The following is an 11,739-nucleotide window of genomic DNA, read 5'->3' as shown; positions in this document are numbered from 1 at the left end:
CCTTTCTCAAAGGCTGGCGTGCTCGCCATCCCAGACCACACGACGATAATTCAGGATATCCGTCGCTCCTTCCGTACTGAAACAGAGGATGACAGAATCACGATCCAGATGGAGCTTTTCTTTCAGTTTCTCATACTGCTCATTCATCAGCAGAGAAACAACTGCGCCGCTCGTGACCGCACCGCTTTCTCCCGAGATGACACGAGGATCATCACCGACAGGAGCTCCGAGAATCCGCATGCCTTTGGCAGCAATGTTGTCATCACAATGCAGTGCATAGTCGGCTGCTCCGGCCAGTACATCCCAGCCAAGGCGGCAGGGTTCCCCACAGGCAAGGCCTGCCATCATCGTCGGCATATCGCCCGTTACAGAATGAAGCCTGCCATCTGCGGCCTGTGCCGTGCGGAAGATGCAATCTGCCTGATCCGGTTCCACGATGACGATGACGGGTTTCTCTTCTCCCGGGTAAACATTGGCAAAGAATCCGCTCACGGCAGATGCCATGGAGCCAACACCTGCCTGCAGGAAGATGTGTGTCGGCCTTTCCGGAAGCTGCTCATAAGCTTCCAAGGCCATTGTGCCATAGCCCTGGATGATCCAGCGGGGAATATCCTCATAGCCATCCCAGGATGTATCCTGCACGAGGATCCAGCCCTTTTCCCTGGCCTCCTGCGCTGCTTTGCGCACAGCATCATCGTAGTTGAGATCCGTGATGGAAGCTTCTGCTCCCTCTTTCCGGATATTCTCCAGACGTTCCGGGCTCGTCCCTTTCGGCATGTAGACGACCGCATGCTGCTTTAATTGATTGGCCGTCCAGGCGACACCCCGGCCATGATTGCCATCCGTGGCCGTAATGAACGTGATCTCTCCCAATTGCCGGTGAATCTCATCGGAAATCATGCGCTCATATGGCAAATCTTTCAAAGGAATACCCAATTTCTTTGCCAGATAATTGCCGATGGCATAACTGCCGCCCAGTACCTTAAAAGCATTGAGGCCAAAGCGATACGACTCATCCTTCACCAGGAATTTCCGGATGCCCATGAGCCCGGCCAGATATTTCAAATCGCGCAGCGGAGTCTTTTGATACAGGGGGAACGATGCATGGAATTGCCGTACCTCCTGTATCGCTTGTTCATTCAGCCAGGCCGGAGCCTGCCAGTCATCCGGCCTGCGAGGGAAATCTGCTGCTTGCATAGCATCATCCTCCTAAAAAAATAGACGCTGAGATTCATCTCTCAGCGCCATTGCTTTTCTCTTTCTGAGATAAATATATCTCATTTTGAGAAATATGTCAATCACAAAATACTCATTTATAAATTGTATTCACGTATTTTTCGGTACAGTGTCGCCCGGCTAATCCCCAGAAGCGAGGCTGCCTTATCTGTCCGGTCTGTTTTGCGTGCCTCATCTTTCACTTCTGCCAGGGCACGCCGTATCGTTTCCTTCTCCAGCGAAGCCAGATTCAGATTCGGCGCGGTCTTTACGGATTGTTCCTCCTGCTCCACACAGCTCAGGTTACTGACGATGAGTTCTGCCATCTTCGTGAGGAACTGGATCATCCATTCCTTATTCTGAAAGAAATGCTTGGATTGCTCAGGCGTGAAGCTCACCAGACCGATTGCTCCGACCGCTTTGCCATGCAGGACGAGAGGTGCTGCCAGTTCCGTCTGTTCTGGACAGTGCCGGTAATTCGGACAGGGTTCGCACAGGACATGGAAACCCGGATGTTCAATCAGGATCAGCTGCTTGGTTTCCATGACATGTTTGTAGACAAACCCCGCATTCATCAGTTCACCGAACTGCGTATGATATTTACCCGTTCCCGCAATGCGGATAAAATTGCAGTCTGCAACCTCTACTTCCAGACCAATCACATCCGCAATGGCCTGCGCTGTTTTCTGCACCACAGGCTGGATCTTGCTCAACAAGCTGTCTCCCATATCTTCTGCACCCCATTATATCGTTCTGATTCCCCGGACAAATATGTCAATCGTATCAATGGTATATCGTATATTTTAGCACAGAAGCAAAATCCCCGCCATCTGCCGCCTGCGGAAAGCACGTGCCTCCCTGCTTGCGCGGTACGGCCTTCTGCTATAAACCTGGAGGGGCAGCCTCAGGCCTCGCATGAGGATTATGACCTGATTTGCCAATCCGAGAAGGTTAATCCTATCAAAAAAGCATGCCTGCGTGGGGGCATGCTTTTTTGTGATCACAAAGCCATATCGTGTTTATCCGCAAATCCGGCTACGCGGAACCAGCACAGCACCATATCGAATGAGAATGGACTGTTCTCACGTCTGACAGTCTCCGCCTGCTGCTCAGTGATGTGACAGGGCTGGACGAAGCGCTCGTCTTCCCAGGGAAGCTGTACGGCGGTATAGGCTGTTCTGCCCAGCCGCTGCTCGAAGCACTCGCGCGTCATGGCCAGGAACAGGCAGTCCGCATGATAGTGAAAGCAGGCGACATCGTCATTGCCGACAAAGTGCTCCGTGCCATCTGCAGCCCAGAAGCAGAGTGGCTTGGGCATGGCAGCCTTTGTGTTGCCGATGTAATCCCGCATCGTCGCTGCTCCGAGATATCCCTGATGCAGAGCATAGAGCTCTTTCTTCGACGGATTGCGTCCCCGCTTTACCCAGCTCTGCAGGACACCGACGGTCTTGTCATCGAGAGGCAGCGGCTTATAGCCCATGTGCTCCAGAACCAATGGCCAATAGCGACGGAAGACATCCTCACCGTGCAAATCATGCTGATGACCGTGGATGTTGATGTCAGCCGTATGGGCATACTGCGGTGCATGTGAAAAAAGCATGCGGATGCCCTGCAGCGTCATCGTCATCGAGTCAACGACAAGATCAAAGCCAGCCTCCATATAGTACGGCGTCGACTTCCTGTCATGATTGCCGCGCACCAGGATCTTGCGGCCGGGCAGCTTCATGAAGCGCATGAGTTCTTCTTCGTTCCACGCCACATCACCGAGATGAATCAGCGTGTCATTGCTCCTGACCATCTTGCGGCAGTTGTCCAGGATAAGGTTCGTGAACCTCGCCGGACGGCCGCAGCTCTTCAACATATTCCGATGGCCCAAGTGCGTATCCGTAATCAAGTAAAGCATGACCTTTTTCTCTCCTTTTTCAATGAGCCGGATACTCAGCCGGGACACGGCTTTCTGCATCACTGGAAAATAATCCCCTCAAGCATCAATTTATTCGTTGCTTTCCTAAAGCAGGATTTTCCCTACTTTGCAAGAGTCTTATCTCATAAGGATTTCAGGTGTACAAAGTCTGAGTTAATTAATCTTGACCAAGCTCTTTACTCTTACTTATTCGCTAAATTTTTCCAACATCCTGCTTCTCTGCAGCAAGGACGCCAGTCTCTATCAGCATTGACCTGACACTCTCTCAGACTGCACGACGATGATTCAAGGAATCTGTCGCACCCTCATGGTTCCTGTCGATAGCCGTAAGGAACATTGCCAACTCAACATCCCAAGCAATCATATTGGCAAGCGTCTGCGCTGTCTTTTGCACTATAGGCTGAATCTTACTCAGCAGGCCGATAAGAATAAATTGAAAGTATAGTCCTTTGTCGATATAATAAAGATTAGATACTTTTTGCAACAGGGGGTTCTAGTATGCGCAAGATCGCGATTTACGGCAAGGGTGGCATCGGCAAGTCGACGATGACGAGCAATCTGGCGGCGGCGTTTGCTGCACGTGGGAAGCGCGTCATCCAGATTGGCTGTGATCCGAAGGCCGATTCGACCATCAATCTGCTCGGCGGCAAGCCCTTGCTTTCCGTCATGGGCTATATGCGCGAGTACGACCGCGAGCCGGAGAGTCTGGTGGAGATCTCGCGCGAGGGTTTCGGCGGCGTGCTCTGCATCGAGACGGGCGGGCCGACGCCGGGGCTCGGCTGTGCGGGGCGCGGCATCATCGCGACGTTCGGCCTGCTCGAGGACCTCGAGCTCTTTGAGACGTTCCGTCCCGATGTCGTGCTCTTCGACGTGCTCGGCGATGTCGTCTGCGGCGGGTTTGCCGCGCCGATCCGTGAGGGCTATGCCGAAGAGGTGCTCATCGTGACGTCGGGCGAGAAGATGGCGCTCTACGCGGCGGACAATATCGCCAAGGCCGTCGAGAATTTTGCCGACCGGGGCTATGCGAAGGTCGGCGGCGTCATTCTCAACCGCCGCAACGTGCCGGACGAGCGCGCCAAGGTCGAGGCGTTTGCCGAAGGCCATGGCCTTTCCATCGTGGCCGACATCCCGCGCAGCGATGCCATCAACAATTATGAGGAGCGCGGCATGACGGTGATCGAGGGCGACAGGTCGCTGCCCATCAGCCGGAAATTCCTGGAGCTTGCCGACCGCCTGCTCGCCGGAGAGGATGCCGCTCCTTCGCCGGCGCCCTGAAAGTGAGGGATCATCATGCCAGATGTACGCCAGCTTGGCGTTCCGTATTTCCTGACCATGGAGGAGCTGGCTGCCTGCGGCCCGGAGGCCATCCCCGCCGAGCTCCAGACGGATACGCACCTCATCTACAATTCACCTGCCGCGCTCGATTTCAATTCGCCGGGCGCCCAGGGCTTCGGCGTCAAGCGCGCGGGCCTCGCGGTGCCCGGCAGCATCATGCTCCTGATTGCCCCGGGCTGCTGCGGCCGCAACACGAAGGCCCTGCAGGCACCGGGCGGCTGCGGCGAGCGCTTCGCTTACCTGATGCTCTCGGAAAATGACATCGTGACGGGCAAGCACCTGCGCAAGATCCCGGCCGCAGCCGAGGCCTTCGTGAAGAGCCGCGAGGCTGTGCCCACGGCTCTCATGATCTGCATCACCTGCGTCGATGCCCTGCTCGGCACGGATATGGAGCGCGTCTGCCGGCAGGTGGAAGCGCAAATCTCCTTGCCCGTGCGCCCCTGCTACATGTACGCGCTGACGCGCGAGAGCCGCCTGCCGCCGATGACCGCCATCCGCCAGACCGTCTACAGCCTGCTGAAGCCGCGCAAGAAGCGCAGCAGCCAGGTGAATCTCCTGGGCTATTTCACGCCGCTGGCCGATGACTCGGAGCTCTATGCCCTGCTCCAAAGCATCGGCGTGCGCCACATCGGCGAACTCGCGCGCTGCCGTGACTTCGCCGCTTACGAAGAGCTGGCGGCCGCGAACTTCAACCTCGTTCTCGATCCCGAGGCCCGTCAGGCCGCGAGCTGGTTCCAGAAGGAATTGCAGATCCCGGCCATCGAGCTCAAGCGCCTCTACGAGACGGACAAGATTACCCGGCAGTACGAAGGGCTCGCTCATGTGCTCGGCGTCCGCCTGGATGACAGCGCGTACCGCGAGCAGGCCGAGGCCGCGCGCAATGCATTCGTTTCGCGGTATCGGGGGCTTTCCGTCGCCGTCGGCAGCCGCCTGAACGCGAATCCCTTCGAGCTCGCGCTGGCACTCCTTGAGGCAGGACTCGATGTCCGCGAGATCTTTGCCGTGCCAAGTCTCACGGACTTTTTCTACATTCGCCGGCTCGCTTCTCTCGCGCCCAGGGCCAGGCTTTACACGAACCTCTCGCCGTCCATGCTGCACTATGAGGAACGCGAGCATCCCGTCGAGCTGGCGCTGGGTGCCGATGCCTGCTACTACCACCCCGGAGCCGCGCAGGTGCCATGGAATGAGGAATGCCAGCCATTTGGCCATCAGGGCGTGCGCAGCTTGTTCCACGCGATGACGGAGGCCATGGCGGCCGCGGAAGCGGCGAACGCCAAGGGCAGCAGGAAGGAGGCCGCGAAATGAAGGGACTGCGTTTATACCTGCCGCCGTTCGCTCCGGATACCTCGGGCGCCGCGGCCGTGCTCTACCCGCTCGGCGGCATGGTCGTCATCGTCGACGCGGGCGGCTGCGCCGGCAATATCTGCGGCTTTGACGAGCCGCGCTGGCAGGAGGAGGGCGCGAAAAGTGCCGTATTCAGCGCGGGCCTGCGCGATATGGATGCCATCATGGGACGCGACGACAAGCTCATCGAGAAGGTCCGCCTGGCCTGCGAGGAGATTGAGCCGCAGTTCATCGCCTTCATCGGCACGCCCGTACCGGCCGTCATCGGCACGGATTACCGGGCCCTCACGCGCATGGCAAAAAAAGCGACGGGCCTCCCGGCCATCGCGGTGGACAGCGACGGCACGAAGCTCTACGACGCGGGCGGCGGCAAGGCCCTGCTCGCGCTCTGCCGCGCCTTTGCCAAAGGGCAGACGGCTGGGCACTGCGGAACCATCGGCCTGCTCGGCCTGACACCGCTCGATTTTTCCGCAGGAGAACGCGACCGTCTGGCTGATGCCCTGCGCGAGGAAGGCTGGTCAGCCGTCTGCTGCTACGACCGGCTGACGGATTTCACGCAGCCGTGCTGCCGGAAGAATCTCGTCGTCTCGCCCCTGGGTCTGCCGGCCGCACGCTTCCTTGCCGAGCACTGCGGCATCCCGTATGAAATTGGCCTGCCCGGAGCATTTTTGAACGATTTGGCCGCAAAAATCGCCTCTGGTCTTGCCAAAGAGGATCACGTGCTGATCATCCACCAGCAGGTCCTGGCCGGTGCCCTGCGCAGGGCGCTTCGTCAGGGCGGGCATCATGGGCCCATCACCTGCGCGACTTTCTTCGAGCAGCCGGCGGGAACGAGTGAGCCCGGCGATGCCGTCTTCCGCGAGGAAGACGAGTTCCAGGCGTTTGTGGCAGGCGGCCGTTTCACGGCAATCGTCGGCGATCCGTCGCTCCGGCGGGCCCTGCCCTCTTTCGGCGGCCGCTTCCTCGCGCTGCCGCATTTTGCCGTCTCCGGCACGACCTCCGCGTCCTGACCGCAGTTCCAAAAGACAGAATACGGAAAACAGCTGACCGGGAGACACGGCACAAACCATCCAAGAAGCAGCACACATGCACCAGAAGACCAGAAGAAATGAGGACTTTCGTTATGTCATTTTGGAATATCAAGATTTACGGCATCGTGCAGGGCGTCGGCTTCCGCCCGTTCGTGAGCCGGCTCGCTGAAGCCTGCCGGATCCGCGGCAACGTCTGCAACAGGGGGCCCTATGTAGAGGTCAACGCCCAGGGCACGCCGGAGGATTTCGCGGCCTTCCGCCGGGGACTGTGGGAGCAGGCGCCGGAGCGCGCGAGCATCCTCAAGATCGATGTGCGAGAAGAACCGGCTTCTGAAGCGGCTTCCAGAAATTTTTCGGATTTTGCCATCATCGAGAGTGCGAAGGAGCGCGGCGATATCTTCGTCTCGCCCGACATCGCGACGTGTGACAAATGCCGCGAGGAGCTCTTTGACCCCGGGAACCGCCGCTACCTGCATCCCTTCATCAACTGCACGGCCTGCGGGCCGCGGCTGACCATTCTCGAGGCCATGCCCTACGACCGCGAGCGCACGAGCATGAAGGATTTCCCGATGTGCCCGGCCTGCCATGAGGAATACGTGACGCCGGACGACCGGCGCTACGATGCCCAGCCCGTCTGCTGCAACGACTGCGGCCCTGAGGTCTACGTGCTCGGCGATGAGACGGTACGGCGCGACGCGGCCATCAGGGCCACGCGGCACGTCATCGCAAATGGCGGCATCGCGGCCATCAAGGGCATCGGCGGCTTCCACCTCTGCTGCGACGCCACGAATGAAGCGGCCGTCGCCCGGCTGCGCGCGCTCAAGCACCGCCCGGTCAAGCCGTTCGCCATCATGATGCGGGACCTCGCCGCCGTCAGGGCTTCCTGCCGGCTCGAGCCCGGCCAGGAGGAAATGCTCACGGGTCATCAGAAGCCCATCCTGCTGCTGCGGCGCAAGCGGGATGCCGTCTTTGCACCAAGCGTGGCCCCGGGGAACCCGAAGGTCGGCGTCATGCTGCCCTACACGCCCCTGCACATGCTCATCTTTGACTATCCCATAGACGATGCCGTCATCCCCGCGGCACTCGTCATGACGAGCGGCAATCCCTCGGGCGCGCCGATCTGCCATAACGACGAGGAAGCAAGGAAAGTCCTCGCCCCCTTATGCGACATCATCCTCTCGCACAACCGCCGCATCCGCCTGCGTGCGGACGATTCCGTCATGGACTGGTTCGAGGGCAGGCCCTACATGATCCGCCGCAGCCGCGGCTTTGCGCCGCTGCCCTTCCTCGTGGGCAACGCCCCCAAGGGGCAGGTGCTCGGCATCGGCGGCGAGCTCAAGAACACGTTCTGCCTCGTGAGCAATGGCCTCTTCTACCCCTCGCCCTACATCGGCGACATGTCCGACCTGCGCACGGTGCTCGCGCTCAAGGACTCCGTCGCCCTCATGGCATCGCTGCTCGAGAATGAGCCGCAGCTCGTCGCCTGCGACCTGCATCCGCGCTACAACACAACAACGGCCGCCAGAGCGCTCGGCCTGCCGCTGCTGCCCGTACAGCACCACTACGCGCACATCCTCTCGTGCATGGCCGAAAACGAGGCGGAGGGCCCCGTCATCGGCGTTTCGTTTGACGGCACGGGCTACGGCACCGACGGCACGGTCTGGGGCGGCGAGATCCTCATGGCCTCGTACGAATCCTTCGAGCGGCTCGGCTCCATCGAGCCCTTCGCGCAGGCGGGCGGCGACCGCGCGAGCCGCGAGGGCTGGCGCATTGCCCTCGCGCTGCTTTTCGCCACGCACGGGAAGGAAGAAGCCCGCACGATTGCCGCGCGCCTGCAGCTCGCCACGGAGCAGGAGTTCGCAGCCGTATCCTTCATGCTCGAACACCACGTCAACACCGTGATGTCGACGAGCGCCGGCCGCCTGTTCGATGCCGTCAGTGCGCTGCTCGGCATCCGCCGCACCTCGACCTTTGAGGGCGAGGCCTCCATGTACCTGCAGTTCGCCGCTGAAGCCTGGGCCGAAGAGCATGCCGCCCCGGAAGAAATGGACGATGTGCGCGCCGGGATGCCCGCATCGTCAGACGGGCGTTTCCTGCTGCCGACGCAGGCGCTCTTCGATGAACTCGTCAGGGAGCGCCTGAACGGCGTGGATGCCGGCGCCCTTGCGTATGAATTCCATGCCGCCCTCGCCCGGCTCATCGTGCACGGCTGTGAGGAAGCCCGCGAAAAGACGGGCCTTGCGGCCGTCGCGCTGAGCGGCGGCGTCTTCCAGAATCTGCTGCTGCTGCGCCTGACGAAGGCACGGCTTGAGGCGCAGGGCTTCACCGTGCTGCTGCACAGCCTGATCCCGCCAAACGACGGCGGCATCTGCCTCGGTCAGGCGGCCGCGGCCAGCTTCCATTTGGCGGCCCGGGAGGCTCCTGCGGCCAGGCCGTCATGAGCAGCTCCCCTGCTCTATGGCAGCTCGTTTTGCGGGGGCTGTCACGATTGATCATCATTGTCTATCTTAGGAAGGAAGTCATCATCATGTGTGTAGGTTTGCCAGCCAAGGTCATCCGCGTCAAGGACGGCATGGCCATTGTCGATGCCTCCGGCGCACGCCGCGAAGTCTCCGCCGAACTCCTCGACACCGTTGACCCCGGCGATTACGTCATGGTCCACGCGGGCCTCGCCATCGCCAAGATCACGGCCGACGACGAGGAAGAAAGCGCCTCGGTCCTGGAGTCCCTGTCATGAAGAAAAACGAAGCCATCGCCAAGGCCCGCGCCATCGTCACGGGCTACCAGGGAAAAAAGCTGCGCATCATGGAAGTCTGCGGCACGCATACGCATGAGATCTTCCGCCTCGGGCTGCGCCAGCTGCTGCCGCCCGATATCACGCTGATCTCGGGGCCCGGCTGCCCCGTCTGCGTCACGCCCGTGCGCTTCATCGACGAGGCCCTCTATCTCGCGCTTGAGCGGCACGTGACCATCTGCACATTCGGCGATCTCGTGCGCGTGCCGGGCACAAGGGAAAATCTCGGCGAAGCGCGCGCCAGAGGAGGGCGCGTGCAGGTCGTCTACACGCCGCTCGATGCCGTGACGTATGCGCAGGAGCATCCCGCGGAAGATGTCGCCTTCCTCGCCGTCGGCTTCGAGACGACGACGCCGGCTGCCTGCCTGGCCGTCCGGCGCGCCGAGGCCCTGGACCTCACGAATTTCACGCTGCTGACGGCCAACAAGACCATGGACGCCGCGTATCTTTCCATGAGCAAAAGCTGCGACGCCTATCTGTATCCCGGCCATGTCTGCGCGATCACGGGCACGAAAAGGATTGCCGCGCTCACGAGCCGGGGCATCTCGGGCGTCGTTGCGGGCTTCACGGCCAGCGAGCTCTTAACGGCGCTTGCCGTCATCGTCGAGAAAAGCCGGCAGCAGCAGCCGTTTTTCGTCAACTGCTACCCGCGCGTCGTCACGCCGGATGGCAGCCCGGCCGCCCGGAAGCTCGTCCAGACGTATATGGAGCCCTGCGATGCGGAGTGGCGCGGCCTCGGCGTCATGAAGGACAGCGGCCTGGCACTGCGCGCGGCCTATGCCCGCTTCGACGCGAGGAAGCGTTACGCCATCCCGGAGCTCCACAGCCAGGCCAACCCGGCCTGCCGCTGCGGCGAGGTCCTGCAGGGCAAGTGCCTGCCGACAAAATGCCCGCTCTACGGCAGGCTCTGCACGCCCGCGCACCCCGTCGGCGCCTGCATGGTGTCGCGCGAAGGCGCCTGCTCGGCCTACTATCAGTACGCGACAATCAATCTGCAATAATACACGATACCCTTTGCAACTCAGCAGCTTACAGGAAGAAGGAATCCCGCCATGTCCGATACCATCACGCTTGCACACGGTGCCGGCGGCCGCCAGACGGCTGCCCTCATCGATACGGTCTTTGCGCATCATTTCCGCAACCCGGATTTCACGGCCGACGACGCCGCCGTGCTGCCGCTCGGCAGCACGCGCGCGGCCTTCACGACCGACGGCTTCATCGTCTCGCCCTGGCGTTTCCCGGGCGGCAACATCGGCAAGCTCAGCATCTGCGGCACGGTCAACGACCTCGCCTGCATGGGCGCCGTACCCCGCTACCTCTCCTGCGCCTTCCAGATTGAGGAGGGCTTCGCCATCGAAGACCTCAAGGCTATCGCCGCCGCCATGGCCAAGACGGCAGAAGAAGCCGGCGTGCGCATCGTCGCAGGCGATACGAAGGTCGCAGGCCGCGGCCAGGTCGACCACATCTTCATCACGACGACCGGCATCGGTGAAGTGCTGCCGGGTGCTGCCCCGAGCGGCAGCCGGGCGCGTCCCGGCGATGCCGTCCTCGTCACGGGCGATATCGGCCGCCACGGCTGCGCCATTCTGCTCGCGCGCGAGGATTTCGGCATCGAAGCCGATGTGACGAGCGACTGCGCGCCGCTCGCAAAGATGGTCCAGCAGCTTTTCGACGCCATGGAAGACAAGAAGGCCATCCACACGATCCGCGATGCCACGCGCGGCGGCGTCGGCACCGTCCTCTACGAGATTGCCCGCGAGAGCCAGGTCGGCGTGCGCCTCAAGTCCGCCGCCATCCCCGTCGATCCCGCCGTCAAAGGCGTCTGCGGCATGCTCGGCCTCGAGCCCCTCTATCTTGCCTGCGAAGGGCGTCTCGTGATCGTGGCGCCGCAGAAAATCGCGCCGCAGCTTCTCGCCGTGCTCCGGCAGTCTCCCTACGGAACAAGTGCCGCCATCATCGGGGAAATCACGGATGACCCGGCCGGCAGCGTCATCGTCGAGACGGAGCTCGGCACGAGAACGCTTCTGCCGGAGCCCGGCGGCGAGCTCCTGCCGCGCATCTGCTGATACCTCTCTTTGAATGAGGGGACTGAACGA

Annotated in this window: 10 protein-coding genes; 7 read left to right on the top strand and 3 right to left on the bottom strand. The window is 61.1% G+C overall.

Features of this window, described 5'->3' with window-relative positions:
* Positions 1-6: 6 nt before the first annotated feature.
* From dpaL to DWZ54_RS03815, 3 genes are all read right to left on the bottom strand, one after another.
* Entirely contained in the window at positions 7-1,197 is a 1,191-nt protein-coding gene (dpaL, locus tag DWZ54_RS03825; protein WP_118474573.1) for a diaminopropionate ammonia-lyase, read from the bottom strand.
* 116 nt (positions 1,198-1,313) lie between these two features.
* Complete coding sequence (locus tag DWZ54_RS03820; RefSeq protein ID WP_158573604.1) at positions 1,314-1,928, bottom strand: helix-turn-helix domain-containing protein; 615 nt, start codon at positions 1,926-1,928, stop codon at positions 1,314-1,316.
* Positions 1,929-2,215: 287 nt separating this feature from the next.
* Positions 2,216-3,118, bottom strand: coding sequence for a metallophosphoesterase (locus tag DWZ54_RS03815; RefSeq protein WP_158573603.1), 903 nt, complete (start codon positions 3,116-3,118; stop codon positions 2,216-2,218).
* 519 nt (positions 3,119-3,637) lie between these two features.
* On the opposite strand from DWZ54_RS03815, the gene DWZ54_RS03805 reads away from it, so the two are divergent.
* From DWZ54_RS03805 to hypE, 7 genes are all read left to right on the top strand, one after another.
* Positions 3,638-4,414 (top strand): AAA family ATPase, encoded by a 777-nt coding sequence (locus DWZ54_RS03805; RefSeq protein WP_118474569.1) that lies wholly within the window; start codon positions 3,638-3,640, stop codon positions 4,412-4,414.
* 15 nt (positions 4,415-4,429) lie between these two features.
* A complete protein-coding gene (locus tag DWZ54_RS03800) occupies positions 4,430-5,779 on the top strand; it encodes a nitrogenase component 1 (RefSeq protein WP_118474568.1) in 1,350 nt (449 codons plus the stop codon).
* Positions 5,776-6,828, top strand: coding sequence for a nitrogenase component 1 (locus DWZ54_RS03795; RefSeq protein ID WP_118474567.1), 1,053 nt, complete (start codon positions 5,776-5,778; stop codon positions 6,826-6,828). The genes DWZ54_RS03800 and DWZ54_RS03795 overlap by 4 nt, the downstream gene beginning before the upstream one ends.
* A gap of 113 nt (positions 6,829-6,941) precedes the next feature.
* A complete protein-coding gene (gene hypF / locus DWZ54_RS03790; protein ID WP_118474566.1) occupies positions 6,942-9,290 on the top strand; it encodes a carbamoyltransferase HypF in 2,349 nt (782 codons plus the stop codon).
* A gap of 86 nt (positions 9,291-9,376) precedes the next feature.
* Positions 9,377-9,586, top strand: a complete 210-nt coding sequence (locus tag DWZ54_RS03785) for a HypC/HybG/HupF family hydrogenase formation chaperone (RefSeq protein WP_118474565.1) — start codon at positions 9,377-9,379, stop codon at positions 9,584-9,586.
* Entirely contained in the window at positions 9,583-10,644 is a 1,062-nt protein-coding gene (hypD, locus tag DWZ54_RS03780) for a hydrogenase formation protein HypD (RefSeq protein WP_118474564.1), read from the top strand. Before DWZ54_RS03785 ends, hypD begins: the two co-directional genes overlap by 4 nt.
* Before the next feature lie 51 nt (positions 10,645-10,695).
* Positions 10,696-11,709 (top strand): hydrogenase expression/formation protein HypE, encoded by a 1,014-nt coding sequence (hypE, locus tag DWZ54_RS03775; protein WP_118474563.1) that lies wholly within the window; start codon positions 10,696-10,698, stop codon positions 11,707-11,709.
* The last annotated feature ends 30 nt before the right edge of the window (positions 11,710-11,739 follow it).

Source organism: Mitsuokella sp. AF33-22 (genome assembly GCF_003475755.1).
Taxonomy (GTDB): Bacteria; Bacillota; Negativicutes; order Selenomonadales; family Selenomonadaceae; genus Mitsuokella.
This window is presented reverse-complemented; position numbering and strand designations above follow the sequence as displayed.